We start from the raw sequence: 18,518 nt of genomic DNA, 5'->3' as shown, positions 1-18,518 counted from the left end.
GGCCCGTTCCGCGTACCCGAGGATGAGGAGAAATCTCCGTGCTTGCATTCGTCACGCGTCGCCTGACCCGGCGACTCGCGGCGCTGGCCGCCACGGCGGTCGCGCTGCCCACGGCGCTCGTCGCGGTGACGGCCGCCCCCGCCACGGCGGCGACCGTCGACACCAGTGCGTACTACGTGTTCGTGAACCGCAACAGCGGCAAGGCGATGGACCTGTGGAACTGGTCCACCGCCGACGGCGGCGAGATCCGGCAGTTCACCCGCGCCGACGGCAACAACCAGCAGTTCCAGTTCGTCGACGTGGGCAGCGGCTACTACCAGCTCCGGAACCGGCACTCCGGCAAGGTCGTCAGCATCCCCAACTCGAACGACGGCGTACAGGTCACCCAGGTCACCGCGAGCAGCGACACCAAGCAGCACTTCCGGCTCGCGGACTCCGCCAACGGCGACGTCCGGTTCATCAGCCGGCACAGCAACAAGGCCCTCGAAGTGTGGCAGTGGTCCACCGCCGACGGTGGGATCGTCTCGCAGTACGCCGACATCGACGGCGCCAACCAACGGTGGCAGTTGGTCCGGCTCGGTGGTGGCACCACTCCCCCGCCGAACCCCGGCCCGCAGACAGGACTGGTCGGCTGGGCCACCCAGAACGGCGGCACCAGCGGCGGTGGCAGCGCCGGCACCACCACGGTGACCACCGCCTCGGCGCTGACCAGCGCGCTCGGCTCCAGCAGCGCGGCGGTGATCCGGGTCTCCGGCACCATCAACTGCTCGGGCATGCTGCGGGTCCGGTCCAACAAGACCATCCTCGGCAACGCGGGCGCGACGATCGTCGGGTGCGGCTTCACCATCAACGGTGACCGCAACGTGATCATCCGGAACCTGACATTCCGCAACTGGGGCGACGACGCGATCAACATCGAGCAGTCGGCCACCAACATCTGGGTCGACCACAACACCTTCAGCGCCGGCTACGACGGCGCGGTCGACATCAAGCGCGGCTCCGACTTCATCACCGTGTCGTGGAACCGGGTGTTCAGCCACGACAAGACCATGCTGCTCGGGCACAGCGACGACAACGCCGGTCAGGACGTCGGCAGGCTGCGGGTGTCGTACCACCACAACTGGTTCGACGGCAGCAACCAGCGCAACCCCCGGGTCCGCTTCGGCAACCCGGTGCACGTCTACAACAACTTCTACAGCAACGTGCGCGGCTACGGCGTGGCGTCCACGATGAACGCCGGTGTGCTGGTCGAGGGCAACTACTTCGAGAACACCCCCGACCCGTTCCACCGGGGTGAGGGCGACTCCGGCCCCGGCTCACTGGTGGCCCGCAACAACCACTTCGTCAACTCGGGCAGCGGACAGAGTGGCGGCAGCGTGGCCGGAATCCCGTACGCGTACACCCTGGACACGCCGAGCAACGTCAAGTCGATCGTGACGGGCGGCGCGGGCGCCGGACGGATCTCGGTCTGACCGCGCGGGCCGGTCGGGGCGCGGCACGCCGGGCCCCGACCGGCTCTCAGGTCGCGACGGCGCAGCCGCTCGTCGGCGCGGGCACCACGGCCGGCGCGCCGACCGACGGCAACCCGAGCAACACCCCGGGGGTACGCGGCGAGCGACCCGCCTCGGCCGCGTCACCGGCCCGGGTACGCCGGTGCGACAGCGGCTCCCCGTCCGCGTTGAGGTGGTGCGGGGCGGCGTAGGTGATCGCGGTGTGCACGATGTCGCCCGGCCGGATCGAGCCCGGCTCGACCGCACCGGTCGCGAAGTGCACCAGGCGGCCGTCGCGGGCCCGGCCGGACATCCGGCCGGTGCGCTCGTCCTTGCGGCCCTCCCCGACGGCGACCAGCACCTCGACGGTCTCACCGACCAGCTTGCGGTTCTCCGCCCAGGTGATCTCCTCCACGCAGGCGATCAACCGCTCGTACCGCTCCTGCACGACCTGCTTGGGCAGTTGGCCGTCCATGGTCGCGGCGGGCGTGCCGGGGCGCTTGGAGTACTGGAACGTGAAGGCGGAGGAGAACCGCGCCTCGCGGACCACGTCCAGCGTGCGCGCGAAGTCCGCCTCGGTCTCGCCGGGGAACCCGACGATGATGTCCGTGGTGATCGCCGCGTCCGGCATGGCGGCGCGGACCTTCTCGATGATGCCCAGGTACTTGTCCGACCGGTACGACCGGCGCATCGCCCGCAGCACCTCGTCGGAGCCGGACTGCAACGGCATGTGCAGCGCGTGGCAGACGTTCGGCGTCTCGGCCATCGCGGCGATCACGTCGTCGGTGAAGTCCTTCGGGTGCGGGCTGGTGAACCGGACCCGCTCCAGCCCGTCGATCTCGCCGCAGGCGCGCAGCAGCTTGCCGAAGGCGTACCGGTCGCCGAACTCCACGCCGTACGAGTTGACGTTCTGCCCGAGCAGCGTCACCTCCAGCACGCCCTCGTCGACGAGCGCGCGGACCTCGCTGAGGATGTCGCCGGGCCGGCGGTCCTTCTCCCGGCCCCGCAGCGACGGCACGATGCAGAAGGTGCAGGTGTTGTTGCACCCCACCGAGATCGACACCCACCCGGCGTACGTGGACTCGCGGCGGGTCGGCAGCGTCGACGGAAACACGTCGAGGGCTTCGAGGATCTCCACCTCGGCGGCCGTGTTGTGCCGGGCCCGCTCCAGCAGCACCGGCAGCGAGCCGATGTTGTGGGTGCCGAAGACCACGTCGACCCAGGGCGCCTTGCGGACGATGTCACCGCGGTCCTTCTGGGCCAGGCAGCCGCCGACTGCGATCTGCATCCCCGGGTGCCGGTCCTTGACCGGCCTCAGGTGCCCGAGGTTGCCGTACAGTCGGTTGTCGGCGTTCTCGCGGACCGCGCAGGTGTTGAACACCACCACGTCCGGGTTGTCGTCGGCCTCGCCCGCGCGGACGTAGCCCGCCTGCTCGAGCAGGCCGGAAATGCGCTCGGAGTCGTGCACGTTCATCTGGCAGCCGTAGGTGCGCACCTGGTAGGTGCGCGGGCCGCCCGCCGCTGCGGTAGTCATGACGTGCAAAGCGTAGCCGGACCCGTGGAACGGTCGGAACGAGGAGGAGCCGTGTGCCGGAGCATCAAGACCCTGCGTGAGCCGTACACCCCACAGGTCACCGACGCGGACGTGGAGGCAGCGGCGTTGCAGTACGTCCGGAAGATCTCCGGATTCCGGGCCCCGGCGGCGCACAACGCCGCCGCGTTCGACGCCGCGGTGGCCGCGGTCGCCGCCGCCACCCGCACCCTGCTCGACGAACTCGTGGTCCGTGGTGCCCGCCCGAGCTGACGCCGCACCTCGTGGCCGGCCGTGGTGAAAGGAAGGGCACCTTACTAACGCCTGCGGTAGAGCAAGGGCCCCCTGTTAACCCGCAACCTCGCGTCCGCGGCTCGTCCCGTCGCCGAACCGGCAGGCGGCGTACCGCTGTGAGCCGGCTGGAGGCGTACCGCGTTAAGAGGGTGCCCGTGCTCTGCACGAGGCGTTAACAGGGGGCCCTTCCTTGCACCTCAGGCGGCGGCTAGGGCGGGGTTCACCGAGTCCGGGGTCCACCGCGACCCCCGGCACCGGGACCAGCCCCGACAGCGCGCGTCGGCCTCGGTGCAGAGGCGACGCTCGCTGAGCACCTCACCGTCGTCGGTCTCCCGCACGTCGAAGTGCACCGGGCGGATACTTCCGTCGGGTGCGACCAGCAGGTGCCGGGTCTCGTCGAGCGTGTCGTCGCGCAGCAGGCAGTTGCGGTCGAGCAGCCGGGCCAGCGCCGCGACGCTGGGCAGCTCGGGCAACCCGTCGGGTACGCCGTAACAGTCCACGATCGTGGCGAACTCCCCCGGTGCCTGCCACACGTCGCAGATCACCGCGTACGTTGGCAGACGGGCCGGATCGGCCACGGCCAGGGGCATCACCACCCGACCGAGTGCCTCGGCCAGTGCCGGGTAGACCTCCACCGGTCGTACCTGGTCGATTCTCCAGTTCCACAGCTCGGTCACGCCGCCTCCTCGCTGTGCTCGTTCCACCGGCCTCCGGATCGGGCCTTACTGACGATGGTGGGGGGCATTTGCCCCAAGCCGGGGGCAAGTTACCGGTCTGTGACCATTCTGGGCAAAATTTCCCGACGCCACATCGCTGCGGGTAGCGGGAAGGTGACAGTTTATCGGGTATGGTCCGCGCTCCCACGCAGCGGCTCGCCGAGGCATCGTCCCGCGCGCCGGCCGCCTCCAGCAGGGCCACGACGCGGGTCAGCGCAGCACGATGCGGTGTTCGCTGCGGGGCCGCAGTTCGCCGATCACCGGAGCACCCGGCACCTCACCGGCCACCAGCAGGCCACCCGAGGTCTGCGCGTCGGCCAACAGCAGTCGCTCGGCCTCACCGACGGCGCCGAAGTCGGTCCACGGGGTGACCCATTCGAGGTTTCGGCGGGAGCCACCGCTGACGTACCCGTCCCGCACCGCCTCGACGGCGCCGGTCAGATAGGGCACCCGGGCGACGTCGATCACCACGGTCAGTTCACTGGCCCGGGCCAGTTTCGACGCGTGGCCGAGCAGACCGAATCCGGTCACGTCGGTGCCGCAGCGCACACCGGCCGCCACCGCCGCCCGAGCCGCCTCCCGGTTGAGGGTGGTCATCGCGGCGACCGCCTCGGGGAAGCTCTCCCCGGTGTTCTTGTGCCGGGTGTTGAGCACGCCGACGCCGAGCGGTTTGGTCAGCGAGAGCGGCAGCCCGGCCCGCCCGCCGTCGAGGGTGATCAGTTCCTCCGGCCGGACCAGACCGGTGACGGCCAACCCGTACTTGGGGCCGTCGTCGTCGACGCTGTGGCCGCCGGCCAGGTGACACTCGGCCTCCCGGGCCACGTCCCGGCCGCCGCGCAGCACCTCGCGCGCCAACTCCAGCGGCAGTACGTCACGGGGCCAGCAGAGCAGGTTCAGCGCCACCAACGGGGTGCCGCCCATCGCGTACACGTCGGAGAGCGCGTTGGTGGCGGCGATCCGACCCCAGTCGTACGCGTCGTCCACCACCGGCGTGAAGAAGTCGGCGGTGGTCACCACGCCGGTCCGCTCGTCCAGCCGGACCACTGCCGCGTCGTCCCCGTGATCGAGCCCGACCAGCAGGTCGGCCGCGCCGGCGGCGGGACCGAGCCCGGCCACCATCTCCTCCAGCTCGCCGGGTGGGATCTTGCAGGCGCATCCGCCGCCGCGGGCGTACCTCGTCAGCCGTGTCCGTTCAGTCATCAGCCCATGATCTCCGTCACTGCGCGTGAGCACCATCGCTGACCGGCAAACTCGGACTTCAGGTCAGGATCCGGGTCGGTGTTACCGCTCCGTGACCAACTGAGTTGTCTACCGACATGTCGCCCCGCCTACAGTGGCCGCTAACCGAGGGTCATCCGGCCCTCAAAGCAATGAGGGGGACGGTGGACGACGTGACGACGGGCGAACCGCTCATCGTGCTGGACTCGGTCAACAAGTGGTTCGGGCCGTTGCATGTACTGGACGACGTCTCGGTGTCGGTGAACCGGGGTGAGGTGGTCGTAGTGATCGGCCCGTCCGGCTCCGGCAAGTCGACCCTGTGCCGCACGATCAACCGACTTGAGCCGATCAACTCCGGCACCATCACGTTCGACGGCCAGACGCTGCCGGCCGAGGGCAAGGCCCTGGCGAAGCTGCGCAGCGAGGTCGGGATGGTGTTCCAGTCCTTCAACCTCTTCGCGCACAAGACGATCCTTGAGAACGTCACCCTTGGCCCGGTCAAGGTGCGCAAGGAGAAGCCGGCGGCGGCCCGCGAGCGGGGTCTGGCCCTGCTCGACCGGGTGGGCATCGCCAACCAGGCCGACAAGTACCCGGCCCAGCTCTCCGGCGGTCAGCAGCAGCGCGTGGCGATCGCCCGGGCGCTGGCCATGCAGCCCAAGGCGATGCTCTTCGACGAGCCCACCAGCGCACTCGACCCGGAGATGGTCGGCGAGGTGCTGGAGGTGATGACCTCGCTGGCCCGGGACGGCATGACCATGGTCGTGGTGACCCACGAGATGGGCTTCGCCCGGCACGCCGCCAACCGGGTCATCTTCATGGCCGACGGAAAGCTGGTCGAGGAGTCCACCCCGAACGAGTTCTTCGCCAGCCCGAAGACCGACCGGGCCAAGGACTTCCTCTCCAAGATCCTCACTCACTAGTTCCGACCGAATAGGAGCACGCCGTCCCCCCGGCGGCGGAGCTTTGTCGCAGAAGGAGATGAAAAATGCGTATTAAGCGCATAGCGGCGTTTGCCGCGGCAGCCACCCTCGCCCTCGGCATGACCGCCTGTGGCGGTGACGACGCCGACGACGCCGCCGGCGAGACCAAGGACTTCGCCGCCGGCAGCACGATGGAGCGCCTCAACAAGGCACAGTCCATCAAGATCGGCACCAAGTTCGACCAGCCGCTGTTCGGCCTCAAGGGCCTCGACGGCGCCCCGCAGGGCTTCGACGTCGAGATCGGCAAGGTCATCGCCGCCGAGCTGGGCATCCCGGAGAGCAAGATCGAGTGGGTCGAGACCCCGTCCGCGGTTCGCGAGCAGCGGATCGAGGAGTCGGCGGTCGACCTGGTGATCGCGACCTACACGATCAACGACACCCGCAAGGAGCGGATCGACTTCGCCGGGCCGTACTACATCGCCGGCCAGACGATCCTGGTCCGGGCCGACGAGAACGAGATCACCGGCCCCGACTCGTTCAAGACCACCACCAAGAAGATCTGCTCGGTGCAGGGTTCGACCCCGGCCAAGAACATCGAGCCGTACCTGAGCAACGTCGCCGAGCAGCTCGTCGTCTTCGACGTGTACACCAAGTGCCTCGACGCCCTCAAGGGCGGCCAGGTGGACGCGATCACCACGGACAACGTGATCCTGACCGGCTACATGTCGCAGAACGAGGGCCAGTTCAAGCTCGCCGGTGAGCCCTTCACCGAGGAGCCGTACGGCATCGGCCTCAAGAAGGGCGACAACGACTTCCGCACCTTCCTGAACGACACCCTGGAGGCGTCCTTCGCCGACGGCCGTTACCTGAAGGCCTGGAAGGACACCGCGGGCAAGGTCGACTCGACCGACCCGAAGATCCCGACCGTCGACCGCTACTGATCCCTTAGCTGAAGGGTGATTTCGTGAACGTCCTCGTCGACAATTTCGACGTCTTTCGCAGTGGATTCTTTGTCACTCTTCAGCTCTGCATCCTGTCGGCCACGGGGGCGTTGATCCTCGGCGTCCTCGTGGCCGTCATGCGGATCTCGCCGGTGCCGCCACTGCGGTGGCTCGGCGGAGCGTATGTCACGGTGCTGCGCAACTGTCCACTGACGATTGTCATGTTCTTCGCGGCGTTCGGTCTCCCGGCACTCGGGTCCAACGCCGACTTCCTCCGGATCCCGGGGCTCGACGCGGTCTTCCAGCGTATGGGCACCGACCTCCCGTACTTCCGGTTCGCGTTCATCGCGCTGAGCGTCTACACGGCCGCGTTCGTGGCCGAGGCGGTCCGCAGCGGCGTCAACGGCGTGTCGAGCGGCCAGGCCGAGGCGGCTCGGGCCATCGGGCTGACCTTCACGCAGAACCTGCGCTTCGTCGTCCTGCCCCAGGCATGGAAAGGAGCGATCGTGCCGCTCGGCAGCGTGCTGATCGCCATGATCAAGAATTCGGCGCTGGCCGGCTTCTTCGGCGTCGCCGGAGACCTCTCCGCCAGTGGCCAGGCGCTCACCAGCGTGGGTGGCCTGCCGATCATCCCCGTCTTCATCGGCATCAGCCTGGGCTACCTGATCCTCACGGTCCCCCTCGGCCTGATGCTGGACCGGATCGAGCGCCGTCAGGCGGTGGCCCGATGAGCAACCAGACGATGTCCGTCCTCTACGACGCCCCCGGTCCGCGCGCCCGCCGGATCACCATCATCTCCAGTGTGCTCGCCGCCGTCGCGGCCGTCGCCGGTGCCTACTTCCTCATCTACCGGCCGCTCGACGAGCGTGAGCAGTTCGCGATGGAGAAGTGGGGACCGCTGGTCGACCCGAGCAACGAGGTCTTCGGCCAGGTGTGGACCCAGCTCGGCCAGGGCTTCCGGGCCACGCTGATCGCCGCCGCGCTGGCCATCGTCAGCTCGCTGATCTTCGGTACCCTGCTCGCCATCCTGCGGGTGCAGCTCAAGGCGCTGATGCGCCGTCGCTTCACCACCCTGGCGCCGCCGGTGGCCCTGGTCGTACGCGGGCTGAGCTGGGTGCTCAACGGCGTGACCAAGTTCTTCGTCGAGGTGTTCCGGGGACTGCCGGTCGTCATCACGATCTTCTTCTGCGCCAGCGGCCTGCCGGTGCTCGGCGTGGACCTGGGCAGCATCCTGTGGTATCTGGTGATCGGCCTGACCATCTACAACGGTGTGGTCATCGGTGAGATCCTCCGCTCCGGCATGGAGGGCCTGCCCGGCGGCCAGCGCGAGGCGGCCGACGCGATCGGTCTGACCTCGTTCCAGGCGACCCGGATGATCCTGCTGCCGCAGGCGTTCCGGATCATGCTCCCGGCGCTGATCAGCCAGCTCGTCGTGGTCTTCAAGGACACCTCGCTCGGCTTCATCATCAGCTACGAGGAGGTGCTCCGGAAGAGCAGCTTCATCATCCAGGTGCTGGACAACCCGATCCAGGTGTACTTCGTCGTCGGTGTCATCTACATCGCCGTCAACTACCTGCTGTCGAAGCTCGCCGAGTACGCCCAGCGGCGCCTCGCCCAGGGCCGTCGGACGATCAAGAAGCCGGAGCCGACGCAGGCCGCCCCCATGACGGGATCGGCCACCCCTCAGGAGACCGAGGCGGTGGCGGGCACCACCACCTGACCTCGATCAGGACGCAACACCCCAACCGGATGGCCGGTCGGAGGCGAGAAGCCACCGACCGGCCATCGGCGTCAGCGGGCGATCTCGGTGACCCGGGACTCGCGGACCACCGTCACCCGGATCTGCCCCGGGTAGGTCAACTCCTCCTCGACCTGCTTGGCCACGTCGCGGGCCAGCACCGCCGCGCCGATGTCGTCGACGTCGTCCGGCTTGACCATCACCCGGATCTCCCGGCCCGCCTGCATCGCGAAGACCTTCTCCACGCCGTGCTTGCCGGCGGCGATCTCCTCGATCCGCTCCAGTCGCTTCACGTACGCCTCCAGGCTCTCCCGCCGGGCCCCCGGCCGTCCCCCGGAACAGGCGTCGGAGGCCTGGGTGAGCACCGCCTCGACGGTCTGCGGCGGCACCTCGTTGTGGTGCGCCTCGATGGCGTGCACCACGTCCTCGCTCTCGCCGTACTTGCGGGCCACGTCGGCGCCGATGATGGCGTGGCTGCCCTCCACCTCGTGGGTGAGCGCCTTGCCGATGTCGTGCAGGAACGCCGCCCGCTTGATCAGCGGCACGTCCAGACGCAGCTCGGCGGCCATCACCCCGGCGATGTGCGCGGTCTCCACCAGGTGCTTGAGCACGTTCTGCCCGTACGAGGTGCGGTAACGCAGCCGTCCCAGCAGCGTGACCAGCTCGTCGTGGATCTCGGTGATCCCGACCTCGACCAGGGCGTCCTCGGCGGCCCGTCGGCAGAGCTGGTCCACCTCCTGGCGGGCCAGGTCGTGCACCTCCTCGATCCGGTGCGGATGGATCCGCCCGTCGAGCACCAGCTTCTCCAGCGTCAGCCGACCCACCTCCCGGCGTACCGGGTCGAAGCAGGACAGCAGCACCGCCTCAGGGGTGTCGTCGATGATCAGGTTGACGCCGGTGACCGACTCGAATGCCCGGATGTTGCGGCCCTCCCGACCGATGATCCGGCCCTTCATCTCGTCGCCCGGCAGGTGCAGCACACTGACCACGCTCTCCGCGGTCTGTTCGCTGGCCACCCGTTGGATCGCGTCGACCACGATGTGCCGGGCCCGCTGCTCGGCCGTGGACCGGGCGTCGGACTCGATGTCCCGCACCAGCAGCGCCGCCTCCCGCTTGGCCTGGGTCTCGATCGCCTCGACCAGCTCGGTACGGGCCGCGTCGGCGGTCAGTCCGGCCACCCGCTCCAACTCCCGGCGCCGCTGGTTCTCCGCCTCGGCCAGCTCCGCCTCCCGGACGGCCAGCGCCGCCTCCCGCGTCGCCAACGCCGCGTTCGCGGCGGTGAGCTGACGTTCCCGCTCGGCGAGCCGTTCCACCTCCTCGGTGTGCAGCCGCTCCCGCTCGTCCATCCGGGTGGCCCGCCGCTCGACCTCGGCGGCCTGCTCCCGGGTGGTCGCGGCGAGCACCGCCACCTCCCGCTCACCGCTGCGCCGGGCCGCCGTGCGTAACTGTTCGGCGTCCGCCTCGGCCTGCTTGTGTGCCCGTTCCAGCACGGCGTCCGCCTCGGCGCGGGCGTCGTCGAGCACCCGGCGGGCCTCCGCCCGGGCCGACTTCGCCTCCGCCTTGGCTCCCGCCGCCTCGGCGCGCGCCGCGGACGCCGCCGACTTGGCCACGTCGATGGTGCTGTTCACCTCGTCGGCGGCGGACCGCAACGCCGCCAGCGACTGCTCCTGACGGTCCTTCTCCGCGATGTACGCGGGGTCCTCGGGCGCCGGGCGGGACTGCATGCCGCGCAGCACCCGCAGCCCGAGGAAGGCCGCGCCGAGCACCACCACGGTCAGCAGCAGGACGGCGACCAGGAGCACCACGTCCAGGCCCCTCATACGGCGGCTCCCCGGGCTGCGGCACCGGTCGTCACGGTGCGGCGCAACGGCGCCGCCGGGTGCTCTCCCGGCGACCCTGAACTCTGCTCACCGTCGTCGGTGGCCTCCGCACCCCCCGCAGCGGGTGCACCAGTCCCCCCGCTCATGTCGGCCACCCGATGGACCCGTACCGCCTCGACATGGCGCGCCTCCCCTGAACGTCGCGCCGCAGGCAGCATGCCGGTGGGCACGCTCCTACGGCTCTGGACGCCCGACCGGAGCGCCTGGCCGTGGGATGGCTTCCTCCGCCGACCGGTCGCTGGACCGTCGGCGGGCCGGGTGCAGTTGTCCCGTCGGACCCGGACCGGCCTGTCCGTGCTCGACGTATGCAGCCGGCGAACCGGCCAAAGTGATGCTGTTCTGTTACGAGATCTATGTTGTGCGCTTAGCCTGCGCCGGTCGGGCAATGTGAGCCTTTATGGCGAGGCTAGGACTCCAACGCCCTCCGGTCAAGAAGTCATGATCAAACCACCCGGACGGAGAGAAGTTGTGCAGTCACTCTGCGCCACCGCAGAGTCGGACTTCAGCGGACAAACGCCACCGGTGAACGGACCGGCCTCCGGTCAGTCGCCCGAACCGCCCGCCGCGTCCCCCTCGGCGTCGATCAGGGCGTCCGCGTCGAGGTGCTCGGCGAACTCGGCCGCCTCGGCGCTCTGCGCCGCCAGGGCGTCCTTCACCGCGCGGATCGCCACGCCCGGTGGATAGCCCTTGCGGGCCAACGTGCCGACCAGCCGCCGGAACACCGCATCCGGCTCACCCCGAGCCGTCCGCAGCTTCCGCTCGACCAGGGCCCGCGCGGTCTCCGCCTCGGTGGTCTCATCCAACTCGTCCAGCGCCTCGCTGGCGGTGTCACCGTCCACGCCACGTCGACGCAGCTCGTTGGCGAGCGCCCGACGGGCCAGCCCTCGGCCGGCGTGCCGGCTGCTCACCCAGGCCCGGGCGAACGCGGCGTCGTCGATGATGCCGACCTCGTCGTACCGATCGAGGACCCCGACAGCGGTCTCCTCGGAGATGCCCCGTCGGGCCAGCGCGGTGGCCAACTCGGCACGGGTGCGCGGACGCACCGCGAGCTGCCGCAGGCAGATCTCCCGTGCCACCTCGGCCTCGTCCCGGGGTGGACCCGCTCTTCGACCACCCGCCGCCCCGTCGGTCGACGGCGTGCCGGAGCCCGTCCCGTCGTCGGGCGGACCGGCGGCCGGGCCGGACCCGGCGGCGCGGCGACCTCGGCGGGGGCGAGGGGTGCCATCGGCCGTACGAGGCGGACTGGCATCCCAGCCCCGCCCCGTACGCCCGCGTCGTCCAGCCATGAGTCAGATCAGAAGTCGACCGGCGGCAGCTCCGGGCCACCGGCGGCATCGCCCACGCCGGCCCCGACACCGAGCTTCTCCAGGATCTTCTTCTCGATCTCGGCGGCCACGTCCGGGTTCTCCCGGAGGAACTCGCGGGCCTTCTCCTTGCCCTGGCCGAGCTGGTCACCGTCGTAGGTGTACCAGGCGCCGGACTTACGGATGATCGCCTGCTCGACGCCGACGTCGATCAGCGAACCCTCACGGGAGATGCCCTTGCCGTACATGATGTCGAACTCGGCCTGCTTGAACGGCGCGGCCACCTTGTTCTTGACGACCTTGACCCGGGTGCGGTTACCGACCACGTCGGTGCCGTCCTTGAGGCTCTCGATGCGACGCACGTCGAGCCGGACCGAGGCGTAGAACTTCAGCGCCCGACCACCCGTCGTCGTCTCGGGGCTGTTGTGCACCATGACCCCGTCGACGAAGTAGTTGTGGTTGCCCTCCACCTCGATGTCGAACCGGTTCATGGAGCGGGCCTTGGGCTTGACCCGGACGTCGATGACCCGGGCGGGGACCGGCGTGAGCTCCTCCGCGACGAACTGCGGCTCGACGGCGTACCGGCCACGGAAACGCGGCAGCAGCTTCGACTCCATCGCCACCGGCACGTACGAAGCGACCAGCTCCTGGAACCTCGCCGACGACTCGGTGGTGAAGATGATCGACGCCGTCTGCCGCGCCCCACGGGAGACCAGCTTCACGTCCATGCCGTACGCGTCACGCAGGTGCTCGACCAGCCGGTCGCGGCTGCCCTCCGCCATCGCCTCGACGCAGATCTCGATCCGGCCGGAACCGCCGGCCGTGCGCGTCTGCGCACCCGTGGACCGGACCGTGAAGCAGCCGTCGTCCATGTACCACACCGCGAGGGCGAGCGGGGTCAGCGCCTTGAGGTAGTCCCAACTCAGGTGCTTCTTACCGTCACCCAGGTAGACGGCCCGACGCAGTTCGTCCAGCTCCGGCAGCGGCGTGAAGTCGACGAAGGCCGCGCCTCGGGAGTCGCTGCGGCGGGAGTGCCCGATGTTGTCGAGCAGCGAGACCTTCCAGTCGAGGTAGTCGACCTGCTGTGCGCCGTGACCGAGGCGGAAACGGACACCGGAGCGGTCCCGGCGGTTCGGCGAGAGAGCGCCGTCGCCCATCAGCGAACCGAGCACCACCTGCCACTGCTGCTCACTGAGGCGCCGCGCCTCGGCCAACATCACCCGGTCACCGGCGATCACCTCGCCCGCCTCGCGCCAGCCACCGGGAGTGCGGATCAGGTGGTTGGCGGTAGCGGCGAACTGCGCCCGCCCGTTGCCGCCGGACTTGGCGACGGTGAACTGGAGGAACTGCTCGGCCGGACCGTTGTTGAACCAGTTGACGATCCGCTTCGGCTCGACCCGGTCGGTCTCCGGGTCGTAGGAGAGGACCTCGACGTCCATCCGCTGGTTGACGATCTTGCCGATCTTCTCCTGGGTGCCGTCGGCCAGGGTGACCCGGGTCGAGTACGACATGCACCCGAACATGACGCCGATCTTCTCGCGGAGCTGGTTGATGAAGATCGCGGTGGTGCCGGTGTTGTTGAGCACACCGGTGATCTTCCGCAGCGCCTGGCTCATCAACCGGGCCTGTAGACCGACGTGGCTGTCGCCCATCTCGCCCTCGATCTCGGCGCGCGGCACCAGCGCGGCGACCGAGTCGATCACGATGATGTCGATGGCGCCGGAGCGGACCAGCATGTCCGCGATCTCCAGCGCCTGCTCGCCGGTGTCCGGCTGGGAGACCAGCAGGGCGTCGGTGTCGACACCGAGGGCCTTGGCGTACTCCGGGTCGAGCGCGTGCTCGGCGTCGATGAACGCGGCGATGCCGCCGGCCCGCTGGGCGTTGGCCACCGCGTGCAGGGCGACCGTGGTCTTACCGCTGCTCTCCGGGCCGTAGATCTCGACGACCCGGCCCCGGGGCAGGCCGCCGACACCGAGCGCGACGTCGAGGGCGATGGAGCTGGTGGGGATCACCGCGGTCTGGATGACCGGCCGCTCCCCCAGCCGCATCACCGAGCCCTTGCCGAACTGTTTATCGATCTGAGCGAGAGCAAGGTCGAGTGCCTTCTCCCGGTCCGGCCCTGCCGCCATCGTTGCCACCCCTGCCTTCGCCGGCGTCTTTCCTGAGCTTCGCGTCACGCGGGACACGCTAGGCGCTGGGTCCGACAGAAAACCAGCCGACGGGCCGTGATCTGTGGACGAGCGCCCCGCTGTGGACAATAGCCGAACAGGTGTACGAGTCGGCAAGGGACACGCGGAAGTAACGAATCGGCTGCTCAGCGTAGCCGGGCGGGCACCCGGTCCGGATAGGCGGCGACCACCGCGCGCCACACCACGTGCGTCTCCGTACCGGCCGCGAGCGCCTGCTCGACGGTCCGCCCGCCGAGCTGCGCCAGCACCTGGTCACGGGCGATGCTGGCCGCGTAACCGGGGCCGAACGCCTCCTCCAGCCGCGTCCAGAAGTCGGTCAGCCGCACGTCGATCAGTCCTCCTCGTCCGGTGCGCCCACCGGCACCGGCCGCAACGCTAGCGCCAGCAGGGGGGCCACCGCGACCGCCGCCAGCAGGGTCAGCACGGGATATCCCGACACCTGCACGACAAACCCGCTGATCGCGCCGGCCAGCGCACCGGCCAACCCCATGAGCAGGTCGGACAGGCCCTGGGCGCTGGGGCGTACCGCGTCCGGCACGGACTCCGACAGCAGCGTGGAACCGGCCACCATGGTCGCCGACCAGCCGAGCCCGAGCAGCACCAGCCCGACGACCAGCCGGGGGGTGTCATGCCCGGCGGTGCCGGCGACCGCGCAGGCGGCGAGCAGCGTGCCGGCACCGCCGAGGATCACCGCCCGGCGGCCGAGCCGGTCGGCGAGCCAGCCGACCACCGGCGCCAGCGCGTACATGCCGGCGATGTGCAGGCTCAGCACCAGCCCCACCACCGGCAGCACCTCGTCCACCGGGTGGAACTCCCGCAGGTGCACCGGGGTCATCGCCATCACGGCCACCATCACCAGGTGACCGACGGCCACGGCGGCCACGCCGAGTCGGGCGGCCGGTCGGGTGCGTACCACCGACCAGGCGGCGCGCATCCCCGCACCGCGCCGGGCCGGCGGCACGGGCACGGGCTCGGCCGCCACCGGGTCGCCCGGCGGCGGCGCGGGGACGGGTCGCTCACCGGCCGGCGCGGACCCCCCGCGACCGGGGGCGTCCGGGACGGCCGCCGCGAGACGGCGCGCGGTCAGCAGCGGGTCGGGCCGCAACCGCACCAGGAGTACGCCGGCGGCGAGCACGAACGCGGCGGCGCTGAACGCGAACGGGCCGGACAGCGCCGGCAGCCCCCAGCCGCCGGTGACGCGGTCGGCCAGCGCGGCGAAGTTCGGGGCGGCCACCGCGCCGACGGTGGTGGCCCAGACGACCAGGGACAGGTGCCGGGCACGGCGGGCCGGCGCGGCCAGGTCGACGGCGGCGTAGCGGGCCTGGAGGTTGGCCGCCGACCCGCCGCCGAACAGCAACATGCCGAGGAAGATCAGCGGGATCCACCGGGTCGCCGCAGCCACCACGATCAGCGTCCCGCCCAGCGCGCCGACGCCGTACGCCACGGCCAGGCCCGGCCGGCGGCCGTGCCCGGTGATGATCCGGGTGATCGGCACGGCCAACAGCGCACCGCCGACCACGGCGGCGCTCTGCGCCAGACCGGCCGCGGCGGTGCCGGCGATCTCGGCGACGAGCAGTGCCCCGACGGCGAAGCCGATGGTCACCCCGATCCCGCCGAGCACCTGGGTGCCGCAGAGCAGGCGCAGGGTACGCCGCTGGAGCGACACGACGTCGACGGGCGCCGGTGAGGCCACCCGGGACTCGTCGTGGTCGCGTTCGTGCAGATGCTGCCGCATGGCGGCAAGTGTGGCACCGCCGGACGGTCACCGGGTGAGCGCGCGGGCGGCCACCGTCAGGTCGGCGACGAGACCGTCGTAGGCGATGTCCTGGTTGTCGGCGCGCAGCACCGCCGACGGGTGGATGGTGGCCAGCAGCCGGGCGGCGGGGGCGTCGGTGGTGTGCCCGGCGCTGTCCGTCGGGACCCGCTGGAAGTCCTCGGGGTGCTGTGCGGCGGCCGGCCAGGGCAGCAGTTCGCCCCGCTGGCGGGTGACCCGGAACGTCGGGCCGAGCAGCGCCTTGGCGGCGGTCGCGCCGAGCACCACCACGATCTCCGGGTGCAGGCGGGCGAACTCGGCGACCAGCCACGGCCGGCAGGCGGTGATGTGCACCCGGTCCGGCGTCTGGTGGATGCGGCGCTTGCCTCGTAGAGAATGCCGGAAGTGCTTCACCGCGTTCGTGATGTACAGATGTCGAGGGTCCAGCCCCGCGTCGTCGACCGCCTTGCGGAGCAGCCGACCCGCCGGACCGACGAACGGCAGTCCCTTCTGGTCCTCCAGGTCGCCGGGCTGCTCGCCGACGAAGACCACCCGGGCGCGGGCGTCGCCCCGACCGAAGACGGTCTGCGAGGCGTCCCGGTACAGCTCGCAGCCCCGGCAGCCGGCCGCGGCGGCGCGCAGGTCGTCGAGCGTGTCGGCCTGTGGCGGGATGAACCGTTGGGCGCCGGGCGCGGTGTCGGTGTCGGACATGTCGACTGTTCTACCCCGTGTGGCGCGGGCCACGCGAACGAGGCCGGCAGTTCGACCGTACGGGCAGGTCCCGGGCGTGGGCCTCAGTAGCAGGCGATCTCGACGAGGTTCCGGTCCGGGTCGCGTACGTAGACGCTGGTCATCTCGCCCAGCGCACCGTCGCGGCGGACCGGCCCGACCTCCACCGGGACACCGGCGCGGGTCAGGTCGGCCAGGACGGCGTCGATCGAGCCGGCGCTGACCAGGCACAGGTCACCGGAGCCGGGGGTGGGTGCCACCGCCTTCGGGTCGAAGGTGTGGTCGGCCTGGTGCAGGTTGATCTTCTGGTCGCCGAAGTGCAGCGCCGTCCGGTCCCCGTTGCGGACCACCCGCATGCCGAGCACGTCGGCGTAGAAGGCGGTGGTGCGGTCGACGGACTCGACGGTGAGGACGAGGTGGTCGAGTCGGAGGATCTCCATTTCCGGAACCTAACAGGGCTCAGGCGCTGAAACCGGCGGGTGGGGCGGGGCGGGCGGCGCGGGCCAGCGCGTCGGCCAGTGCCGGCAGGTCCGCCTCGTCCAGCGGGCTGACGGTGATCCGCAGCGCGGGCGGGCCGGCGATGCGGTAGAGCGCGCCGGGGGCGGCCAGCCAGCCGGCGTCGCGCAGCACGGTCGCGGCGAGGGTCTCGTCGGCCACCGGCAGCCACACGTTGATGCCGCTGCGCCCGTGGGCGGGCAGGCCCCGGGCGGCCAGTGCGGCGATCAGCCCGGTGCGCCGTCGTTCGTACCTGTCGGCGGCCCGCTCGATCGAGGCGGCCACCGCCGGGTCGTGCCAGAGCGAGAGCACCAGGCGTTGCAGCAGGGTGGAGACCCAGCCGGCACCGACGCGGGCCCGTCCGGCCACCCGGGCCACCGTGGTCTCGTCCCCGGCCAGCACGGCCAGCCGCAGGTCGGGGCCGAACGGTTTGCTCACCGAACGGAGGAAGGCCCAACTGGCGGTCGCGCCGGCCAGCGGGTGCAGCGGCACCCGGGCCAGTTCGGCGGCGTGGTCGTCCTCGATCAGCAGCAGGTCGGCGTACTCGGCGAGCAGGGCGCGCAGCGCGGCGGCCCGGTCGGCGGAGACGGCCGCGCCGGTGGGGTTCTGCGCCCGGCTGGTCACCACCAGCGCCCGCGCTCCGGCGGCGAGCGCGGCGGCCACCCCGGCCACCATCGGCCCGTCGTCGTCGACCGGTACGCCGATCGGCCGCATCCCGAGCGCGGCGATCAGGTCGAGCAGGCTGGCCCAGCCCGGGTCCTCCACGGCCACCGCGTCACCGGGGCGCAGGTGCGCGCCGAGCAGGCGCTCGATGCCGTCCAGCGCGCCGCCGGTGAGGGTCACCTCGGCCGGGGGGACCCCGTCGGCGACCAGTCGCGCCCGGGCGGCCTCGGCCACCTCGGGCAGCACGCCGACGTCGGGGTAGCCGACCGGCGTACCGGCGGATTCGGCCAGGCGGGCGAGGTGCGGGCCGAGCGGGGGCAGCAGCCGGGTGTCGGGCTCACCGGCGGACAGGTCGCGCAGCCCCGGGGCGGGAGGTGGGCGCAGCGCGGCGCGGCGGGCGGCCACCGGCGGGCGGGGGCGCACCCGGGTGCCGTGTCGGCCGGCGGTGGCGACCAGACCGCGTCGGCGCAGGTCGGCGTAGGCGCGGGAGACGGTGGCCGGGCTGACCGCCAGGTCGGCGGCGAGCGTGCGGACCGGCGGCAGCGGGTCGCCGGGGACGAGGGCGGCGTGGCGGATGCCCGACTCGATGCTGGCCGAGATCTCGACGGCCGTCGCACCGGTCACCTGATAGCGTGCTGACACAAACAAGAGATTGTA

17 protein-coding genes and 2 pseudogenes are annotated in these 18,518 nt (G+C 71.0%); 6 read left to right on the top strand and 13 right to left on the bottom strand.

The window, feature by feature from the left end; all coding sequences use genetic code 11:
- Window positions 1-38 precede the first annotated feature (38 nt).
- Entirely contained in the window at window positions 39-1,472 is a 1,434-nt protein-coding gene (locus tag ACQVFL_RS07745) for an RICIN domain-containing protein (RefSeq protein WP_396691612.1), read from the top strand.
- Between the two features lie 46 nt (window positions 1,473-1,518).
- Here ACQVFL_RS07745 and miaB read toward each other — a convergent pair whose 3' ends face one another.
- Window positions 1,519-3,024 (bottom strand): tRNA (N6-isopentenyl adenosine(37)-C2)-methylthiotransferase MiaB, encoded by a 1,506-nt coding sequence (gene miaB / locus ACQVFL_RS07740; protein ID WP_396691613.1) that lies wholly within the window; start codon window positions 3,022-3,024, stop codon window positions 1,519-1,521.
- A 51-nt stretch (window positions 3,025-3,075) separates the two neighbouring features.
- Between miaB and ACQVFL_RS07735 the strand changes: the two genes are divergently transcribed.
- The gene (locus ACQVFL_RS07735) at window positions 3,076-3,294 is read left to right on the top strand and encodes a DUF2277 family protein (protein ID WP_117226614.1); all 219 of its coding nucleotides are present in this window, start codon (window positions 3,076-3,078) and stop codon (window positions 3,292-3,294) included.
- A 218-nt stretch (window positions 3,295-3,512) separates the two neighbouring features.
- Here ACQVFL_RS07735 and ACQVFL_RS07730 read toward each other — a convergent pair whose 3' ends face one another.
- Together ACQVFL_RS07730 and selD are read right to left on the bottom strand one after the other, a co-directional pair.
- The gene (locus ACQVFL_RS07730; RefSeq protein WP_396691614.1) at window positions 3,513-3,992 is read right to left on the bottom strand and encodes a hypothetical protein; all 480 of its coding nucleotides are present in this window, start codon (window positions 3,990-3,992) and stop codon (window positions 3,513-3,515) included.
- A gap of 249 nt (window positions 3,993-4,241) precedes the next feature.
- Entirely contained in the window at window positions 4,242-5,231 is a 990-nt protein-coding gene (selD, locus tag ACQVFL_RS07725) for a selenide, water dikinase SelD (RefSeq protein ID WP_396691615.1), read from the bottom strand.
- A 170-nt stretch (window positions 5,232-5,401) separates the two neighbouring features.
- Between selD and ACQVFL_RS07720 the strand changes: the two genes are divergently transcribed.
- The 4 genes from ACQVFL_RS07720 (at window position 5,402) to ACQVFL_RS07705 (ending at window position 8,830) form a co-directional block, all read left to right on the top strand.
- Complete coding sequence (locus ACQVFL_RS07720) at window positions 5,402-6,169, top strand: amino acid ABC transporter ATP-binding protein (RefSeq protein ID WP_162854365.1); 768 nt, start codon at window positions 5,402-5,404, stop codon at window positions 6,167-6,169.
- A gap of 65 nt (window positions 6,170-6,234) precedes the next feature.
- Window positions 6,235-7,110, top strand: a complete 876-nt coding sequence (locus ACQVFL_RS07715; RefSeq protein ID WP_431729035.1) for a glutamate ABC transporter substrate-binding protein — start codon at window positions 6,235-6,237, stop codon at window positions 7,108-7,110.
- Between the two features lie 23 nt (window positions 7,111-7,133).
- Window positions 7,134-7,841, top strand: coding sequence for an amino acid ABC transporter permease (locus ACQVFL_RS07710; protein WP_396691617.1), 708 nt, complete (start codon window positions 7,134-7,136; stop codon window positions 7,839-7,841).
- A complete protein-coding gene (locus ACQVFL_RS07705; RefSeq protein WP_396691618.1) occupies window positions 7,838-8,830 on the top strand; it encodes an amino acid ABC transporter permease in 993 nt (330 codons plus the stop codon). The genes ACQVFL_RS07710 and ACQVFL_RS07705 overlap by 4 nt, the downstream gene beginning before the upstream one ends.
- Before the next feature lie 71 nt (window positions 8,831-8,901).
- Here the strand turns inward: ACQVFL_RS07705 and rny are convergent, their stop codons facing one another.
- The 10 genes and pseudogenes from rny to ACQVFL_RS07655 all read right to left on the bottom strand — a co-directional run bounded on the left by rny (window position 8,902) and on the right by ACQVFL_RS07655 (window position 18,503).
- Complete coding sequence (gene rny / locus ACQVFL_RS07700) at window positions 8,902-10,668, bottom strand: ribonuclease Y (protein WP_431729034.1); 1,767 nt, start codon at window positions 10,666-10,668, stop codon at window positions 8,902-8,904.
- Window positions 10,669-11,270: 602 nt separating this feature from the next.
- A complete protein-coding gene (locus ACQVFL_RS07695; protein ID WP_431729033.1) occupies window positions 11,271-12,014 on the bottom strand; it encodes a regulatory protein RecX in 744 nt (247 codons plus the stop codon).
- Window positions 12,015-12,022: 8 nt separating this feature from the next.
- Window positions 12,023-12,523, bottom strand: a complete 501-nt coding sequence (locus ACQVFL_RS07690) for a hypothetical protein (RefSeq protein ID WP_396691894.1) — start codon at window positions 12,521-12,523, stop codon at window positions 12,023-12,025.
- Between the two features lie 171 nt (window positions 12,524-12,694).
- Window positions 12,695-13,270, bottom strand: a pseudogene (locus ACQVFL_RS07685) (LAGLIDADG endonuclease); the annotation flags it as partial.
- 39 nt (window positions 13,271-13,309) lie between these two features.
- Window positions 13,310-14,161, bottom strand: a pseudogene (recA, locus tag ACQVFL_RS07680) (recombinase RecA); the annotation flags it as partial.
- Window positions 14,162-14,346: 185 nt separating this feature from the next.
- A complete protein-coding gene (locus ACQVFL_RS07675) occupies window positions 14,347-14,547 on the bottom strand; it encodes a DUF3046 domain-containing protein (protein WP_396691622.1) in 201 nt (66 codons plus the stop codon).
- A 5-nt stretch (window positions 14,548-14,552) separates the two neighbouring features.
- Complete coding sequence (locus tag ACQVFL_RS07670; RefSeq protein ID WP_431729032.1) at window positions 14,553-15,956, bottom strand: MFS transporter; 1,404 nt, start codon at window positions 15,954-15,956, stop codon at window positions 14,553-14,555.
- Between the two features lie 27 nt (window positions 15,957-15,983).
- On the bottom strand, window positions 15,984-16,685 hold the full coding sequence (locus ACQVFL_RS07665; protein ID WP_396691624.1) for a UdgX family uracil-DNA binding protein: 702 nt from the start codon (window positions 16,683-16,685) through the stop codon (window positions 15,984-15,986).
- A gap of 83 nt (window positions 16,686-16,768) precedes the next feature.
- On the bottom strand, window positions 16,769-17,143 hold the full coding sequence (locus ACQVFL_RS07660; protein ID WP_396691625.1) for a VOC family protein: 375 nt from the start codon (window positions 17,141-17,143) through the stop codon (window positions 16,769-16,771).
- Window positions 17,144-17,162: 19 nt separating this feature from the next.
- A complete protein-coding gene (locus tag ACQVFL_RS07655) occupies window positions 17,163-18,503 on the bottom strand; it encodes an aminotransferase class I/II-fold pyridoxal phosphate-dependent enzyme (RefSeq protein ID WP_396691626.1) in 1,341 nt (446 codons plus the stop codon).
- Window positions 18,504-18,518 lie beyond the last annotated feature (15 nt).

The organism is Verrucosispora sp. TAA-831 (genome assembly GCF_050780145.1).
Classification (GTDB): domain Bacteria; phylum Actinomycetota; class Actinomycetes; order Mycobacteriales; family Micromonosporaceae; genus Micromonospora.
This window is presented reverse-complemented; position numbering and strand designations above follow the sequence as displayed.